Raw genomic sequence first — 16,169 nt, 5'->3', positions numbered from 1 at the left:
CTCGATGTCGCGCGGCGCACCGCCCGCACCCGGCGGAGAGGTCAACTCTTGAGCCCGGTGAACGCGATCCCCTGCATGATGCGGCGCTGGAAGATCAGCAGAACCACGATGACCGGGATGACCGCCAGGGCCGCGCCCGCCATGATGTAGTACGCCCGCCCGGACTCGCTGCTGGCCAGCTGCTGCAGGGCCAGCGGCAGCGTGTAGAGCTCGGGGTCGTTGAGCACCACCAGCGGCCAGACCAGGTCGTTCCAGTGGAAGATGAAGCTGGTGATCGTCACGACCGCCAGCACCGGCTTCGACAGCGGGATGATGATGCGCCAGAAGATCTGCATCCGGCCCGCGCCGTCGATGCGCGCCGCCTCCTCCAGCTCGGAGGGCAGCGACATGAAGAACTGGCGCAGCAGGAAGATGTCCAGCACCGAGGCCACGTTGGGCAGGATCAGGCCCCACCCGGAGTCGAACATGCCGAGCGCCTGGGTGACGTGGATGCGCGGCACCAGCAGCGTGATCGTGGGAACCATCATGCCCGCGAGCAGGACGACGAACAGCTTGTCCCTGCCGGGAAAGGGGATCCTGGCGAAGGCGTAGGCGGCCAGCGCGTCCACGAGGAGCTTGGCCGGGACCAGGACCAGGCACACCCAGACGCTGTTGACGAACGCCTGGCCCAGCCCGCTGACCTGCAGGACGTGCTCGTAGTTGTCCAGCGTGGGCGAGAACTCGCCGGTCTTGCGGTCGAGCGGCAGCAGGCTGGGCACCTTGGTGTAGACGTCCGAGCCGTGCTTGAACGAGGTCGCCAGCATCCACAGGAACGGGACGACCGACACCAGGGCCAGCAGCACCAGCGCGATGTAGATGGGCGCGAGCCGTACTTTCCCGGCCGCCTTCACGACGCCTCCTGCTTGACGAACTTGAACTGCAGCGCAGTAATGATCATGATGAAGACGAACAGGATGAACGACATCGCGCAGGCCGCGCCCATCGCGTCATAACGGAACGCGAACAGGTACAGGTGCAGGACGTAGGTCAGGCCCGACTGCTCGGGACCACCGGTGACGCTCCTGCCGCCGCCGCCAGAGAAGATCACGTACACCAGGCCGAAGACCTGGAGCGCCGCGATCACCCCGGTGACCAGCAGGTAGAAGGTGGTGGGCCGCAGCATCGGCACGACGATCTTCCGGAACCGCTGGACGGGCCCCGCGCCGTCGATGATCGCCGCCTCGCGGATCGAGTCGGGGATGCCCTTCAATCCGGCGAGATAGATGATCATCGAGATGCCGCACTGCCAGGCGGCGATGAACGACAGTGCCGGGATGACCAGGTCGGGGGTGTTGAGCCAGTTCTGCGGCGGGATGCCGACCAGTCCGATCATGGCGTTGACCAGGCCGTACTGCGGGTCGTAGAGCCACCGCCAGATGGCGCCCACGGCCGCCTCCGCGGTCACGACCGGCAGGAACAGCAGCAGCCGGAACGTGTTGGAACCCCGGCGGATCGCGTTGATCAGCAGCGCCTGGGCGAGCGCGGTGACCAGCGTCAGCGGTACGGCGATCAGCGTGTACTGCAGGGTGACCTGGATCGACTTCCAGAAGTGCGGATACTTCACGTCGTCGAACAGCAGGTCGGTGTAGTTGGACAGCCCCACCCAGTTCGGCGCCGTCCGCAGGTTCCAGTCGGTGAAGCTGTAGTAGAGGGCGGCCAGTGCGGGGTAGAGCAGGAAGATGACGAAGTAGATCACCGCGGGGGCGATCAGGAGCCACCCGATGACGTGGTCGCGTCGCCCGAAACCCGGGCGACGGCGTCGCCGCCCGGGAGGAGGCGTCACGGCGGGCTTGTTAGCCAGCACCGGAGATGCCACGTTTGCCTCGCTTTCGCGTTAGCCGTTCCACTTGAGCAGCGCGCGCGTCTTGTCCGCGGCCTCGGTCAACGCCTGCTGGGAGGTGACCTTGCCGCTCAGCGCCGCCTCAAGGGCGGGTGCGATGATCTCGTCGTTGATCTGGATCCACTCCGGCAGGGCGGGCCTGGCCTGGGCGACCTTGAGCTGCTCCAGGAACGCCGCCTGGTCGGGCCCGAAGGTGGCCGCGTCCCGCTCGGCCGCCTCCACGTTGGTCGGGAAGCCACCCAGCGCCTGCGCCAGCGTGGTGTTGTTCTGGGCGTTCGTCAGGAAGGTCAGCCACTTCCACGCCAGCTCGGCGTTCTTGCCCTTGCTGAAGACCACCGCGTTCTCGCCGCCGATGTTGCCTGCGGGCTCGGTCTTGTACGGCAGGGGGGCGGTGCTGAACTCCAGGTCGGGGAAGTCAGCCTTGATGGTGGCCACGTCCCAGGGACCGGAGATCATCATTCCGGCCAGGCCGTTCTCGAAGGGCTTGTCCGAGTCGGTGATCTGCCGGGGCGACGAGGGAAGCAGGTCGACCCAGAGCTGGAGCGCGTCGACGCCGGGCTGCTGGTCGAACAGGATCTTCTTGTTCTTCTCGTCGACGAGGGAGCCTCCGGCGGCGCCGAGGAAGCCCGGCCACATCCAGCCGCCGTAGCCGTCGCCCTTCGGCACCACCATGCCCGCGATCTTCGGGTCGGCCTGGTGGATCTTCGCGGCCGCCGCCTTGAACTCGTCCCAGGTCTTGGGAGGCGTCGGCACCAGCTTCTTGTTGTAGAAGAGCGCCACCGCGGTGTGGTCGAGCGGCAGCCCGTAGAGCTTGTCGTTCACCTTGTTGGTGTTGAGGGCGCCCTCGTAGTAGATCTTCTCGTCGACCGTACCGGCGGGCACCTCCTTGATGGTGCCGTCCAGCGCGAACCTGGCGACCAGCGGCTGGTCCAGGATGCCGACGTCGGGGACGGTCCCGGCGGCGACGGCGCTGCCCAGCTTGGTGTTGTAGTCGTCCTTGGGGATCTTGACGATCTTGACGGTGACGTTGTTGGCCTTCTCGAAGTCGGTGCGCAGCTTCTCGATGACCTCCCCTGCCTGCGGGGTGCGGTCCTGGAACATCCAGTAGGTCAGTGTCGTGGCCTCCGAGGCCGTCCCGTTGTCGCCGCCGCAAGCGACGAGTCCGGCGAGCAGTGCCATACCGGCCGCAGCCCCTGTGACTCTCCTGATCATTTCTTCCTCCTGATGGGGGGTGCAACGGACGATAATGTAAGATGTGAAAAAAGTTCAGTCCCCTTAAGAAACGCTTTGGTAACACGGAGGAAAGACGGACGTGGGGCACCCGTGGGACGGGGGCCGTCCGGGGTCCAGGGGTCGGACGAATATCTTCGAATTCTCAACTACCATGTGCCGTGACATGGGGAGGTGGCCCATCGTGAGGCCCGAGCGCAGGACGGTTCGCGACGTGCGCAAGGGCAACCGGGCCATGCTGCTGCGGACTCTTTACTTCAACGGCCCCGTGACCCGCAACGAGCTGACCAGGCTCACCGGCCTCAGCGCCGCCACGGTCAGCAGCATGACGGGCGACCTCCTCGCCGAGAACATCATCGTCGAGGCCGGCCAGGCCGAGTCCGACGGCGGACGCCCCCGCGCCATCCTCCGCGTCAACCCCGTGTACGGCTACGTGATCGGCGTCGACGTCGCCGAGACCCACGTGCGCGTCGAACTGTTCGATCTTGAGATGAACGAGAGGGCCAGGGTCGAGTACGCCCTGCGTCCCGCGAGGCACCAGATCGAGCTCGTGGTGCGCCACATCCTCGCCGGGGTCGAGGTCGTCCTCGACGACGCGGGCGTCCCCGCCGCCCAGGCCCTCGGCGTGGGCGTGGGAGTCCCCGGCATCGTCGAGGGCGGCCCCGAGGCGCTCATCCACGCCAGGACCTTCGGCTGGGACGGGGTGCCCCTGGGAGCGCTCCTGCGGGCGGGCACCGCGCTCCCGCTGTTCGTCGAGAACGGCGCCAGGGCGCTGGGACGCGCCGAGCTGTGGTTCGATCCTCGCCGCGACGGCGACCCCCGCCGCGACGGCGCGGCGCGCGGGATCGGCGGCCCGGGTCACGGCTCCGGCGGCGCGGGGCGCGGCCTCGCCGGTTCCGTGCCCGGTTCCGTGCCCGGTTCCGGTGCCTCCGGTGGCCGGGGGCACGATGTCGCCGGCGCGGGACGCGGATCCGGTGACGCGGTGATCGTGCTGATCGGCTCCGGTGTCGGGGCCGCCATCGTCTCCGACAGCGTGACCTTTCGGGGCGTGAGCAGCAGCGCGGGGGAGTGGGGTCACACCAAGATCGTGGTGAATGGTCGGACCTGTCGGTGCGGCGGGCGCGGCTGCCTGGAGGCCTACATCGGGGCCGAGGGCATCCTCAACCGCGCCGGGGTGCCCACCCGGACGACCGACTGGCAGGCGGAGCTGGCCGCCCTGGTGGAGTCCAGGTCGCCGGTGATCACCCAAACCGTCACCTACCTGGGCGTCGGCCTGTCCAACCTGATCAACCTCGTCAACCCCGAGCGGATCGTCATCGGCGGCTGGCTGGGGCTCCTGCTCGGCCGGCACCTGCTCGACGACATCCGCGCCGCCTCGGCGGAGAACTCCCTGCCCCAGCCGTACGCGGCGACCTCCATCGTCCTCGGCCGTCTCGGCTCCGACGCCGTGGCCCACGGGGCCGCGACCCTCGTCCTGGACGAGTTCCTGAACGCCCACCCCTCCGCGCGGGTCCCCGCGTCCGGCTGATCGGGGAGAGACCCCGCCCGTCCGGGGGAGCGTGGGTGACCCCCGCAGGCCGCACGTGACCTCCCCCCGCCGGGGCCGTACGTGACCTCCCCCGCCGGGCCGTGCGCGACCTTCCCTCGCCAGGCCCGCACGCCGTCTTCCCCGGTCGGGAAACGCCGGGGTGACACGGGGTGGGTGCCTGTTAGATCCCATTTGCCCAGGTGGGAGCCTTAAAGTATGAGATATTCAGACAGGGGTGGTGGGCTGTCCGCGCAGGAGCGGGCCAGGCGCGAGAGGCTGCGGTTCCGGGCCGCGGAGATGTTCGCGGGGGAGATCGCGCCGGCGCGGGTGGCCCAGCTGCTGGGAATCACCCGGAAGTCCGCGTACGAGTGGTACGCGCTCTGGAGGCGGGGCGGCAGGGCGGCACTGGTCTCCAAGGGCGCCGCCAGCGGTCGCAAGCTCACCGACGAGCAATTGGCGCGGCTGGAGGCGGCCCTGGAGGAGGGCGCCGCCGCCTACGGCTGGGACGACGGTCGCTGGACCACCGCGCGCGTCGCCATGCTGATCGCGGAGAGGTTCCAGGTGTCCTACACCGTGCGCGGGGTGGCCTATCTGCTGGACCGGCTGGGCTGGACCGGCCGTTTCCGGCTGCCGGTGCGCCGGGCCGAGCGGCAGACGGGACGGCAGGCGGACCGCCAGGCGGACCGCCAGGCGGGACGCCAGGCGGGGCGGCAGGGGAGGAGTCGGACCGGGCGGCAGGCGAACCAGCAGGCGGACCACCAGACAGGGCGGCAGGCGGGGAGCCGGACCGGGCGGCAGGCAGGGAGCGGAGCCCCGGCGGGAGCGGGCTCGTGACCCCTGTCCCGGTGTAACCTCCGCCTTTCCTCCCCGGAAATGATCCCGGACCAAGGCTTTGTCCTTTCTGGGGTGAAGGTCCTGATGGCTCTGAACTAGCGTCTTACGTGACGTCGATTCAGCATATTTCCTGGAAATCTGGTCGGCGCCCTGTAAGTCCTGGCGGAACGCCGGGTTCAACCATCAGACACGGAGTGATTCTTCATGTTCAAGCAGGCTCTCGCCGCCGGCACCTTGGTGGCTTCCACCCTGGTCGTCGGCATGACGGTGTCGGCTCAGCCCGCCGGCGCAAGCGCGATAACCCAGCAGGCCGCCTCCCTGTCCGGGCTCACGACAGCCGCCCGCGGCAGCAACTACGACCCCTTCAATCCCTTCGGCTTCTATCCGCGATACGCACCCTTTGGTGTTTACAATCATTTCGTTCCTTTTGGCTTCCAGTCTTACTACCGTCCCGTCGTCTTCCACCACTGGTAAACCCGGAAACGGTAGAAAACGGTAATGGCCAAGGCGCGATGGCGCCGGGCGTGGTGACCACGCCCGGCGCTGTTCGCCGTCACGGCTCCGGTGGCGTCGCCGCCGCCCGTCGCGGACCCGCCGGACGATCCTGCCTGGCCGACCGCCGCCTTCCGTACGGCGTCCGGCCGAACGGCTTGAAGACCGAGAGCGCCACGTTGAGCGCGTAGAGGGCCAGCGCGACGCTCGGCGCGACGACCAGCACGCGGTCCACGCCGCCGAGGCCCAGGGAGAACGGTTCCGCCGGGAGGGTCTTCGACACCTTGGTGGCGGCCGTCTCGATGTGGGATCGCAGCGCGAGAACGGACGCGGTGGCCGCGGCCAGCGTGGTCACCAGCTTGATCAGCACCCAGTAATACCTGACGAAGCCCCACGACGTGCCCAGGCAGAGCAGCGCGCCGGTCAGCAGCGCACCGAGGCTCACCGGGACGATCAGCGTGTCGGCGAAGACGTCCATGGCCAGGTAGGAGGCCCGGAGCAGTTCGGGGTCCCCGGTCGTCAGGGCGGTGATCCCGAGGGTGAGCAGTCCGAGGTCGAGGCCGAGCCAGCCGACCGAGATCGCCACGTGCAGGGTCAGGACGGCCTTGCGGACCGGGGGCGGCATGACCACCGCCGGGCGGCGGGCGGTGCGCCGCGTGGTGAGGTCGTCGAGGGAGGCGGTCGGGGGCATGGGCGCCTTCCGGGCACGTGCCGCGCCGCGTGCCGGGCCCTGCCGCGGGCCGTCACCGGCGTAGGGCGTGGGAGGCCGGCGAGGCGGCTCGGCGGGAGCGGGACGGGGTCGTCGTGGTGTCCGCTCCACTCTGACCGGGAACGTCCACCGGGCCGTCCCCCACTGGATGGCTTCTCGCGTACGCCCTCCGTCGTACGGGGAGCGTCATCCGTGAGACTGCCCGCTCACCTCAGGCGCCGTGCGGAGGACGACCTGGGCCCGGGGACGCGCGGCGGGCGCGCCCCTGGAGCCGCCCGCGATGGCTCAGCCCGCTTCTGTCGTCGTGCCCGGAGCGGCACGTGACTGCCGATGCACCGCCAGGGCGATGTCCGCGATCACGATCACGGCCAGCACGGCCATTGCGACGGTGAGCCAGGTGATCCCGGCCACGAGACCGAGCACCCCGAGGCCGATCACCGCTATCAGGGCGAACGAGCCCAGGCGAATGTGAACGACGTCGCGCGGCGTCGCCGCGACCATGGGCTTCCCGTTTGCCGAAGTCTCCTCCGGCATCTCTCCTTCGGCCGTCATGTCTTCCCTCCTTGGTTGGAACGCACCCTTTACCCGGATGCCTTCCTGTCATGTGCCCGGCTCACGTCTCGCGTGCCGTCCGAGGGCCTCAACCAGTCCTTCGGGGTCGGAGACCGTCAGGGTTGCGTCCGGGTGGGCCAGGAAACCGCCCGGTGCCAGAGCGGGCACCGGGATGTGGAACCGGACGCACACGCCCCGCCTGGCGTTGGTGCCGAACGTCACCCCGCGGTCGGCCAGCGACAGGCGCGGCCCGATGGCCTTCCACGGCGCGTACGGGCCGGTCACGCTGGTGCCCGCCACGTTGGACAGGGGCGTGCGCAAGGACCAGGGGCCGAAGCGGACCGAGAACTCGCCCTCGCGGACCTCGGCGAAGGCCCTGCCGGGGCCGACTCCCAGCAGGAGCAGCGGCACCCGCCACGCCGGGTCGAAGCCGAACGCGAAACGCGTCATCCCCTCAGGACTCCCAGGGGGCGGTCTCGCCCATCTTGGCGTAGTACTTGGCGAGGTGGGCCTTGAGCCGGCCAAGGTCCTCCTTCGGCACCTTGACCCCACCCCGGGCCCCCTGCAGGATCCCTCCCGCGGCCCGTACGGCGTGCGGCACCACCTTGAGCCGGCCGTCGATCACGTCGGCGATGGGGAGCTTGTAGCTCCCGAAGTTCTCCGGCTCGTCGCCGTCGTACCACAGGTGGGCCTCCCGGTACTTGGTGTTGGGCTCCTCATCCGCGCCCGCCCACGAGCGGACGCGCTTCTCGGCCTCTTCGCCGTCCCATGCCCTGTCGTGGTCGGCCAGTGGCAGATCCTGAAACCGGGTGACCGTCATGATCTCGCTCCCTTCGTCGAAGGTTTCCCTACCCGAGTGACCGCTCCCATGCCTGCCCGGCGGCATATTTGGACTTTGACAGGGGAGGGGATCGGCATGACCGACACTCCTGAGGTGAGCGAAGACACGGCCGAGCGTGACACCCCCGAGCAGGATCCGCCGCCCGCGAGCCCGCGAGGCGTCGACGGCGAGACCCGGGTCGTGGCGGAGCGATCGGGGGCGGACACGACCTTTCCCGAACGGCCGCTCCTGGCGGACCCCGACGACGCGCGCCGCGCTCCGGAAGAGGAAAGGCCCGAGGGCGTGAGCCAGGCCGAGGCCGAGGCCGGGATCGAGGACGGCGGGGACGGGGCCGAAGAGGGCGAGGGGGAGACGAAGGACACGTCCGGCAACGGCACGCCGGAACCGGAGGTCGGCCCGGCCTCCTGAGACCCGGGCGCCCCGAGCCTTCCGTACGGGACCCCGGGGGCTCGGGACCCTGAGGGCTCGGGGGCTCGCGAGGCGCGTTCTCCCCGAGGGGACCCTCGCGAGGCGCGCTCTCCCCACGCACGCTCTCCCACGGAGGCCAGGTCTGAGGTCTGCTCCGGCCCACGATCTTCTCCGGTGAGGCCGTACACGGCGACGGGGGTCCCGGAAAACCGGGACCCCCGTCACCATGTGGTCGGCAAGTCAGCTCTTGAAAGCGTCCTTGACCTTCTCCACGCCGTCCTTCAGCTTCTCGCCTGCCTGCTTGAGGTGGCTGTCGGCCTGGTCGGTCCTGCCCTCGGCCTCAAGGCGCTCGTTGCCGGTGGCGCGCCCCGCGCCCTCCTTGACCTTGCCCCCGAGCTCTTCGGCCTTGTTGGCAATCTTGTCGTCGGCACCCATGGTGTGGCCCCTCCCGTTTGTGGAGTTTTGTCCATGCGGTGATATCTCCTCTCCTCCAGACGAGGGAGTAAACATGCCCGGTCCCGGCCCCCTACGGCCGATCCGGTGCCGATCGGCCGTAGGGGGCGCCCGAGGCGGGTGCGCGATCGCGCCCGGTCCCCGCCGTTCCCCCCGGATCCTGCGATCGCCACGGTCCCAGGCTCGGCCCGCCGGGTCGCCGGGTCGTCTCCACTGCTGGACGTCGCCCGTACGGCGGGATCGCCCCCCTCGCCGGAGACGGGGCGTGTCCCGGCCGTGAAACGCTCGTGTCCGGGGCGGGAAACGGCCGGGAACGGGGTGGAAAACGGCCGGGTCCGGTCCCGGAACGGCCATGTCCGGCGGGAAAACGGAATACGGACGCTGCGCTTTCAGCGGAAAGCGCTGACAGCGAACGAACGGAAAACGAGGTCCCCGGCGGGACTATGGTCGCGGGTATTCGTTATTCGCAAACCCCGGGTTCGGAGTAGGTGGAAGACATGAGCGGTCCCCAGATCGTCCCCGAAGACCAGCTGTATCAGAGGCTGCTGCGCAAGCGGATCGTCGTGCTCGGCAGCGAGGTGAACGACGAGGTCGCCAACCGGATCTGCGGGGAGCTGCTCCTGCTCTCCGCCGACGACGACCGGCGTGACATCTGGCTCTACATCAACTCACCCGGTGGCTCGGTGTCGGCCGGGATGGCCATCTACGACGTGATGCAGTACATCCCCAACGACGTCGCCACCGTGGCCATGGGCATCGCGGGGTCCATGGGGCAGTTCCTGCTCTGCTCCGGCGCCCCCGGCAAGCGCTACGTCCTGCCGCACGCCAGGGTGATCATGCACCAGCCCTCGGGAGGGCTCGGGGGCACGGCCACCGACATCGCCATCCAGGCCGAGCAGATGCTCTACACCAAGCAGATGATGCGCGAGCGAATCGCCTTCCACACCGGTCAGCCGCTTGAGCAGATCGAGGAAGACTGGGATCGCGACCGCTGGTTCACCGCCACCGAGGCCAGAGACTACGGTTTCGTCGACCAGGTCATCCGCAACACCAGCGAGGTGGGGGCCGAGGGCTGACATTCCGTTCCCGGGGGGATTCTCTCCCGGGATCATTTCCCTCGGGAATAATTTCGTTCTCGGGATGGTTTCGCGCGGAATGATCTGGTGGCCATTTCCGGCCGAGGCCGGAAATGGCACCACGCGACGAAGTGCCGCCGGCCGTTGAAAGGCTGCTGACCGGTCGTTCCAATGGCCATTTCCCGGCCCCTGGCCCGCCCCGGCCCCCGGCCCCGGCTCTCTTCGGCCTTTGGCCACCCGGCCCGGCGAGGTCGCCCGGGTGCCCGTGACACGCCCCTTGGGTCAGGCCCGGCGAGGTCGCCGGGGTGCCCGTCAGACGTCTTTCGGACCCGGCCCGGCCAGGTCGCCCGGGTGTCCGCGAGATGTCTTTCGGACCCGGCCCGGCCGTCCGCGGGCGTTCCATCGAGGCTCGGCGACCGGCGGGACCGCTCCCCGCCCGCTCCGTCAGTGGTGGCAGAGCAGGCAGCGTACGGCGTGTTCGAGAGACTCCGCGTCGGTGATGGGCGAGGGCCAGGGAAGGCGGATCAGCGTCGGGTCCTCGACGCCGCAGCGGACGGTCGCCCCGAAGCGGTCGAGCTCCCAGAGCCAGGCCTCCGGCACCGGCGCGGCCAGCAGGGACTTCAGAGCGGTCTCCAGCTGCCTGCGGTGGGCGTCGTTGATGTGGTGGAGCATGCGCTCGGCCTCGCCCATCAGGGGGTCGGGGGCGGCGCCGAGATACTCCTCGGCGTCCAGCACACCCGACTCGGGCCCGGTGAGATAGATCACCCTGCCGACGTCCACGCGGAGCAGCCGGGGGCCGTCCGTCCCCTCCAGCACCTCGAACAGAGCCTCGTCGGGGCAGCGCTCGGCGATCGCCACCGCCGTCTCCCTCACCTCGGCCTCGGGCACGGCCTGCACCCAGCCCTGCACCTTGAGCAGGCCGCGCGAGAGCTCGTGCTCTCCCAGTGAGCGGTTCGACGTCAGATCCACGGTCACCACGGGCTCGTCCCGCGCGTCGTAGAGCGGGTCGCCCGGCAGGACGAGCAGCACGGGGCGGCCGGCGCCGTCCACGCCGCCCTTGGCGGGCGTCGCGGGGCCGGCGGCTCCGGAGACGGACACGTGGGTGGGAGCGGCGGTGGCGGCGAGGGTGCGGACCCGCTCGGGGATCGGCGGAGCGGTGACGGGCTGCATGAACCGGCTCTCCTTGAGGTCGGGAGATACTGCTGTGTAAGATTAGCCTTGCCTAACTAAGGTAAACCTAACCACAGAGGAGTGAGCATGCGCTACACCGGACCGAAGGTGCGCCTGTCCCGCAGGGCGGGCGTGCCGCTGACCCGTAAGGCCGTCAGTTACTTCGAGACGCGCCCCTACCCGCCGGGTGAGCACGGTCGCAAGACCAATCGGCGGCAGACCGGTGACTACGGGTTGCGGCTGATGGAGAAGCAGAAGCTCCGCTGGTACTACGACGTCTCCGAGCGGCAGATGCGCCGCTACTGGGACCTGGCGTTGCGCGGCACCGGGCGTGCGGGCGCGGAGCTGGTGGTGCTGCTGGAGACGCGCCTCGCCTCCCTGGTGCTGCGCTCAGGCCTCGCCCCGTCCATCTACGCGGCCCGCCAGTACGTCACCCACGGCCACATCACCGTGGACGGCCGCAAGGTCGACATTCCCAGCTATTTGGTGAAGCCGGGCCAAGTCGTCGCGGTGCGCGAGAAGTCACGCCGGATGCAGCCCTTCGTCGCGGCGTCCGAGGGCGTGTACGCGGACGACCGGACCGCCGCCTACCTCGACGTCAACCACGCCGATCTCCGGTTCACCCTGTTCAGCCGCCCGCTGCGCGAGCAGATCGTGGTGCCGGTGGACGAGCAGCTCGTGGTGGAGTTCTACTCGCGCTGACCTGACGCCGGTCCGCGGCGTCGGCCCGCTGCCCCCCGGGTGGCGGGCTTTTTCGCGCCGCCGTTCGCCGCCGTACTCTTCGAGCCCGAGCCCGAGCCCGAACGCGTGCCCGAGTCGCCCTTTCCTCCCGAACGCGCGCCGCCGTTCGCCGCCGTGCTCTTCGAGCCCTGGGCGCCGTTTTCCGAAGCGCTCGCGCCGCCCTTCGCGCCTGGGGCACCGTTTCCCGAGACGCCCGTGCCGCCCGAGACGCCCTTCGCGGCCGGGCCCGGAGCGCCGTTCGGCGTCACCGGGACCCGGTCCCGCAGCTCCCGCACCTCGGCCCGGAGCGTGGCCAGCTCGGTGAGCACCGCCTTGCCCAGCTCCTCGGTCGCCTGTACGGACTCCTCGGCGTGCTCCTCCTCCATCGCGCTGACCACCACCGCGATGAACAGGTTCAGCACCACGAAGGTGCACACCAGCATGAACACCACGAAGAACACCCACGCCGACGGGTGTACGGCCATCACCTCGCGGGTGATGTCGGACCAGGCGTCCCCGGTCATCATCTGGAAGAGGGTGAACAGCGAGGTGGGCAGGTCGCCGAAGTACTCCGGGGCGGTGGCGTGATAGAGCTTCGTGCCCATCACCGCCGTGACGTAGAGCACCAGCGCCAGCAGCAGCACGATCGAGCTCATCCCCGGCATCGCGGTGAGCAGCGCGGTCACCACCCGGCGCAGGCTCGGCACCACGGAGATCAGCCGCAGCGCCCGCAGGATCCGCAGCGCCCGCAGCACCGAGAGCCCGCCCGCCGTGGGCAGCAGCGAGATCGTCACGATCGCGGCGTCGAAGAGGTTCCAGGGATTGCGGAAGAACCGCCAGCCGTAGGCGTAGAGCCTGGCGGCCAGTTCGACGACGAAGATGTAGAGCGCCAGGTGGTCGACGACGGTGAGCACCGTGCCGTACCGCTCGACGGTCGCCACCGAGGTCTCCAGCCCGAGGGTGGCCGCGTTGATCACGATGACGGTGATGATGAACTGCTGGAAACGGTGCGTTTCGAGCAGAGCGCGGAGACGCTCGCGCGGGGGCACGGGGGCTCCTGGGGGTCGGGGGGCCGGGGACAGCCAAGATCATAACGGATCGGTGAAGTTTCGGATCCACCTCGTCGCGGCGCCGGGCGGGCCGGTGGTGCCGGTGGGCGCGACGATGGAGACGCCGGACTCGGGCGACGGGACCCGTGTCACCGTCCCGCCGCCTTTGACCTCTCCGCTCCCCGTGGTCTTTTCGGCGCGGGCACCGGGGCCTGTACGAATTTCGGACCTTTAGATGGGGCGAAGGCTTCGGACCCACGAGATGGCTCCGCGGAGATGAAAGCCGGAGACGAAGGCCGGAGACGAAGGCCGGCGAGGTGGCCGCCCGGGGGCTTGCCGAAGCGGAAGGCGAGCCCGCGCCGCTTTCCGGCTGTCGTGCGGCCAGGACGGCCAAGAACGCCGGCCGCACCATCTCCGAGAGCCCGCACCGAGAGCCCGCACCGAGAGCCCGCACCGAGAGCCCGCGCCGGGAGGTCGGCGACGGCCCGCGCGAATCGGTAGGCGGGTGTCCCGCCCCGCCGGCGGCCTCCCGGACCCTTGGGGCTGCCGGCCGGTTCGGTCAGCGTTCTTCCAGCACCTCGGCGACCGGTCGGCGGACTCCCCTGCCGTCGTCGAAGGTGATGCCCAGACGCATGATCATCTGGGGATACTCCTGCGAGCACAACTCCTGCCGCAGGAACTCCCGCAGGTGGGGCATCTCCAGCGCCTGGGTGTGGAAGGCCGCGCTGAGGCCGTGGGCGGAGGCGTGCAGCAGGACGCGCTGCAGTGCCTGACCGGCCGTGATCCAGTCCTGGCGGGAGTCGCCCTTCGTGGTCAGGACCGCTACGACACCGGTGGAGACGGAGAGGGACTGGTCGGCGTCGCTGCCCCAGGGGTGGCCGTGGGCGTAGTCGCGCTGGGCGAAGTGCGGGCGGGTCCGCCGGGGTGCGCGCGGGTAGCTCTCGGCCGGGACTCCGTCCTTGCGGGGGCTCCCCGGCGGTCGCGCCCAGCGGATCAGCTCCAGCGACAGCGGCCGGTCCTGGGACTGTACGTCCTGGGCGGCGCAGGTGATCGCGGCGAGCACCCGGATCGCCGCTTCGGAGCGGACCGGCGTCAGGCGTGCTCCCTCGCCACTCGCATCGGCCACGAACGTCTCGAGGAGGCATTCCGGGACGGGCAACCGGGTGAAACCGGCCCGGTGTGTGCGGCGACGCTCGACCTCGGCGTACAGCAGCCGGGTGTTCTCGTCGGCGGTCATGGCCGCTCCCGGCCGCACCGTGGCCAGCAGGGCCGGGCGGTCGGGGTCGGGCAGCACGCGCACCCGCGGCTCGTGGCCGAGCGCGCGCAACGCGAGCCGCACGTTCATCAGGGCCGCGCCGCAACTGATCAGCAGCTCCCGGCCGGCGGGGTCACCGGTTCGCAGCTTCCTGTCGCTGTCGGCACGCAGCGCGATCTCGTCGCCGTCGACGCCGAAGGACCACGGCTGGGTGTTGTGCACCGACGGCGCCCACGTGGCGGCCTGGACCGCGGTGCGGAGCACCGAGGTGATCTCCTCGCTGGTACGGGCGCTCATGACTTTCACCTCTGTCACAGGAACGGCGGAACGGGAGCCAGGTCATCGGATCGGCAGGTGAGGGCGTTCTCGACGTCGAGGACGCCGTCGATCTCGCGGACCGCCGCGACCAGACGGGCGATCTGCGACCGGAAGGCGACCTGACCACTCAGCGTGACCGCCCCCGCCGCGACGCCGACACTCACCTTCCCCGGGTCGACGGCGAGCCGGTCGCAGACCGTGATGACCTCACGTTCGATCTCCTCGGCCGGACGAACGAAGATCTTGAGCAGATCGCTCTGGTGAACGGTGCCGGCGATGCGCCCGGTGACCGCGTCGATCACCGGCAGCTGCTTGATCCGATGCCGGTGCATCAGCCGTGCCGCGTCCCGGACCGTGGTGTCCTTCGTGATGGTGATCGCGGGGCTGGTCATGATCTGCCTGGCCGTGCCACCCGCGGCTTTGCGATGCTCCCGGCGTCTTTCGCGACTGTCGAAGACGCCCCCGGAGTGCGCACCGGAATCGGTCTCCTTGAGCAGGAGATCATCGTCGGTGACCACTCCGATCGGATGATCGTCGGCGTCGATGACGGTGAGCGCGCCGACCTTGAAACGCCGCATGGCGTCGACCATCTCGATGAACGTCGCCTCCGGTCGCACCGCGATCGCCGCGACGCCCATGACTTCCCTGACCTTCATGACGAACCTCCTCACCACAACGATCGCAAAGCGGCCCGGAAAGCGTCAGCGGCGAAAGTCCCCCGATCAGAAGGACCTATGGTCTGTTCCGCTCCGCGCGAGCCGTCCTCATGAGCCGCCGTCGCCGGGTGGAGCCGCTGTTCCCCGGCCCGTTCGTGCGCGAGCAGGCGTTCGGTGAGGAAGGCGTGAACCTCCCTCAGGCGGTCAAGGGCCCGCGCCGCGGGATTCCCGGCCGGCCACGGCTCGCAGCACGTCGGTGGCGGTCATCGTCCCCGCCGGCCGGTGATCCTTCCCAATGACCCCGGTCGCGTCGACGCCGGCGTCGACCATCGCGGCGACGGCGCCGGCCGGGGGCGTGCCGGGAGGTCGCCGGTGTCCGTCACGCCTCTTCTCGGGCTCGGAGTACGGCGACGGGGCAGCGGGCGTGGTGCAGGACTCCGTGGCTGACCGAGCCCAGCACGGCCGAGCCGAACCTGCCCAGCCCTCGGCAGCCGACGACGACCAGGTCCGCGTCGGCCGAGGCCTCGTAGATGACGCCGACCGGATGCCCGCAGACCAGCGTCTGCTCGACCTCGATCCGCGGGTACTTCTCCCGCCACGGGGCGAGCGTGTCCGTGGAGACACGCCGTTCGGCGGCGAGGATGTCCTCGACCAGCGGTGTGTAGACGGTGGCGCCCGGTCCCACGACGGGCATCTGCCAGGTGTGGATCGCCCGCAGCCCGGCCTGGCGGCGGGCGGCCTCCTCGAAGGCGTACTCCAGCGCCGCCGCCGAATGATCGGAGCCGTCGAAGCCCACCACGATCCGGCCGTGGGCCCGCTGCGCCCCTGACGACCACGACCGGGACGGCCACGTGCCCGGCCAGGGCCAGGGAGACCGATCCGAGCAGCAACCCGGTGAATCCGCCCAGCCCCCGGCTGCCCAGCACGACCTGTTCGGCGTCCTCGGCCTCGCGCCGCAGGACCTCGGTCACCCGGCCCGCCTCCAACAGGGACTCCACC

The 16,169-nt window shown here is 69.9% G+C and carries 18 protein-coding genes and 1 pseudogene; 6 read left to right on the top strand and 13 right to left on the bottom strand.

Annotated features, from left to right (window positions below):
- Positions 1 to 41: 41 nt before the first annotated feature.
- Genes ACSDR0_RS20850 through ACSDR0_RS20840 form a run of 3 tightly spaced genes read right to left on the bottom strand, consistent with a single transcriptional unit; the run spans position 42 to position 3,091 of the window.
- On the bottom strand, positions 42 to 890 hold the full coding sequence (locus ACSDR0_RS20850; protein WP_435290521.1) for a carbohydrate ABC transporter permease: 849 nt from the start codon (positions 888 to 890) through the stop codon (positions 42 to 44).
- Positions 887 to 1,822, bottom strand: coding sequence for a carbohydrate ABC transporter permease (locus tag ACSDR0_RS20845; protein ID WP_435290520.1), 936 nt, complete (start codon positions 1,820 to 1,822; stop codon positions 887 to 889). The genes ACSDR0_RS20850 and ACSDR0_RS20845 overlap by 4 nt, the downstream gene beginning before the upstream one ends.
- Before the next feature lie 51 nt (positions 1,823 to 1,873).
- Positions 1,874 to 3,091 carry an ABC transporter substrate-binding protein gene (locus ACSDR0_RS20840; protein ID WP_435290519.1) on the bottom strand — a complete coding sequence of 406 codons (1,218 nt, stop codon included), beginning with the start codon at positions 3,089 to 3,091 and terminating at the stop codon, positions 1,874 to 1,876.
- Positions 3,092 to 3,293: 202 nt separating this feature from the next.
- Between ACSDR0_RS20840 and ACSDR0_RS20835 the strand changes: the two genes are divergently transcribed.
- From ACSDR0_RS20835 to ACSDR0_RS20825, 3 genes and pseudogenes are all read left to right on the top strand, one after another.
- Complete coding sequence (locus tag ACSDR0_RS20835; protein ID WP_435290518.1) at positions 3,294 to 4,637, top strand: ROK family protein; 1,344 nt, start codon at positions 3,294 to 3,296, stop codon at positions 4,635 to 4,637.
- 216 nt (positions 4,638 to 4,853) lie between these two features.
- Positions 4,854 to 5,291, top strand: a pseudogene (locus ACSDR0_RS20830) (winged helix-turn-helix domain-containing protein); the annotation flags it as partial.
- Between the two features lie 384 nt (positions 5,292 to 5,675).
- Positions 5,676 to 5,945, top strand: coding sequence for a hypothetical protein (locus ACSDR0_RS20825; RefSeq protein WP_435290517.1), 270 nt, complete (start codon positions 5,676 to 5,678; stop codon positions 5,943 to 5,945).
- Positions 5,946 to 6,024: 79 nt separating this feature from the next.
- Here ACSDR0_RS20825 and ACSDR0_RS20820 read toward each other — a convergent pair whose 3' ends face one another.
- The 4 genes from ACSDR0_RS20820 to ACSDR0_RS20805 form a co-directional block, all read right to left on the bottom strand.
- The gene (locus ACSDR0_RS20820) at positions 6,025 to 6,654 is read right to left on the bottom strand and encodes a hypothetical protein (RefSeq protein ID WP_435290516.1); all 630 of its coding nucleotides are present in this window, start codon (positions 6,652 to 6,654) and stop codon (positions 6,025 to 6,027) included.
- Positions 6,655 to 6,957: 303 nt separating this feature from the next.
- The gene (locus tag ACSDR0_RS20815) at positions 6,958 to 7,224 is read right to left on the bottom strand and encodes a hypothetical protein (RefSeq protein WP_435290515.1); all 267 of its coding nucleotides are present in this window, start codon (positions 7,222 to 7,224) and stop codon (positions 6,958 to 6,960) included.
- Positions 7,225 to 7,272: 48 nt separating this feature from the next.
- Entirely contained in the window at positions 7,273 to 7,674 is a 402-nt protein-coding gene (locus ACSDR0_RS20810; RefSeq protein ID WP_435290514.1) for a hypothetical protein, read from the bottom strand.
- A gap of 4 nt (positions 7,675 to 7,678) precedes the next feature.
- Positions 7,679 to 8,044: a hypothetical protein gene (locus ACSDR0_RS20805; protein WP_435290513.1), complete on the bottom strand. Its 366-nt coding sequence runs from the start codon at positions 8,042 to 8,044 to the stop codon at positions 7,679 to 7,681.
- A gap of 114 nt (positions 8,045 to 8,158) precedes the next feature.
- Between ACSDR0_RS20805 and ACSDR0_RS20800 the strand changes: the two genes are divergently transcribed.
- The gene (locus ACSDR0_RS20800; RefSeq protein WP_435290512.1) at positions 8,159 to 8,473 is read left to right on the top strand and encodes a hypothetical protein; all 315 of its coding nucleotides are present in this window, start codon (positions 8,159 to 8,161) and stop codon (positions 8,471 to 8,473) included.
- 240 nt (positions 8,474 to 8,713) lie between these two features.
- On the opposite strand, the gene ACSDR0_RS20795 is transcribed toward ACSDR0_RS20800, so the two are convergent.
- Positions 8,714 to 8,908, bottom strand: a complete 195-nt coding sequence (locus ACSDR0_RS20795) for a CsbD family protein (protein WP_435290511.1) — start codon at positions 8,906 to 8,908, stop codon at positions 8,714 to 8,716.
- Positions 8,909 to 9,423: 515 nt separating this feature from the next.
- On the opposite strand from ACSDR0_RS20795, the gene ACSDR0_RS20790 reads away from it, so the two are divergent.
- Positions 9,424 to 10,002, top strand: coding sequence for a ClpP family protease (locus tag ACSDR0_RS20790; RefSeq protein WP_435290510.1), 579 nt, complete (start codon positions 9,424 to 9,426; stop codon positions 10,000 to 10,002).
- A gap of 444 nt (positions 10,003 to 10,446) precedes the next feature.
- On the opposite strand, the gene ACSDR0_RS20785 is transcribed toward ACSDR0_RS20790, so the two are convergent.
- The gene (locus ACSDR0_RS20785; RefSeq protein ID WP_435290509.1) at positions 10,447 to 11,172 is read right to left on the bottom strand and encodes a DUF2470 domain-containing protein; all 726 of its coding nucleotides are present in this window, start codon (positions 11,170 to 11,172) and stop codon (positions 10,447 to 10,449) included.
- An 87-nt stretch (positions 11,173 to 11,259) separates the two neighbouring features.
- Between ACSDR0_RS20785 and rpsD the strand changes: the two genes are divergently transcribed.
- Positions 11,260 to 11,874: a 30S ribosomal protein S4 gene (rpsD, locus tag ACSDR0_RS20780; RefSeq protein WP_435290508.1), complete on the top strand. Its 615-nt coding sequence runs from the start codon at positions 11,260 to 11,262 to the stop codon at positions 11,872 to 11,874.
- On the opposite strand, the gene ACSDR0_RS20775 is transcribed toward rpsD, so the two are convergent.
- From ACSDR0_RS20775 to ACSDR0_RS20760, 4 genes are all read right to left on the bottom strand, one after another.
- Positions 11,862 to 12,941, bottom strand: a complete 1,080-nt coding sequence (locus ACSDR0_RS20775) for an ion transporter (RefSeq protein ID WP_435290507.1) — start codon at positions 12,939 to 12,941, stop codon at positions 11,862 to 11,864. The two genes, rpsD and ACSDR0_RS20775, sit on opposite strands and share 13 nt — an antisense overlap.
- Positions 12,942 to 13,500: 559 nt before the next feature.
- The gene (locus tag ACSDR0_RS20770; protein ID WP_435290506.1) at positions 13,501 to 14,493 is read right to left on the bottom strand and encodes an Acg family FMN-binding oxidoreductase; all 993 of its coding nucleotides are present in this window, start codon (positions 14,491 to 14,493) and stop codon (positions 13,501 to 13,503) included.
- A gap of 14 nt (positions 14,494 to 14,507) precedes the next feature.
- Positions 14,508 to 15,170, bottom strand: a complete 663-nt coding sequence (locus tag ACSDR0_RS20765; RefSeq protein ID WP_435290505.1) for a CBS domain-containing protein — start codon at positions 15,168 to 15,170, stop codon at positions 14,508 to 14,510.
- 379 nt (positions 15,171 to 15,549) lie between these two features.
- On the bottom strand, positions 15,550 to 15,969 hold the full coding sequence (locus ACSDR0_RS20760) for a universal stress protein (protein ID WP_435290504.1): 420 nt from the start codon (positions 15,967 to 15,969) through the stop codon (positions 15,550 to 15,552).
- Positions 15,970 to 16,169 lie beyond the last annotated feature (200 nt).

It is taken from the genome of Streptosporangium sp. G11, assembly GCF_051192615.1.
In the GTDB taxonomy this organism is placed as follows: Bacteria; Actinomycetota; Actinomycetes; order Streptosporangiales; family Streptosporangiaceae; genus Streptosporangium.
This window is presented reverse-complemented; position numbering and strand designations above follow the sequence as displayed.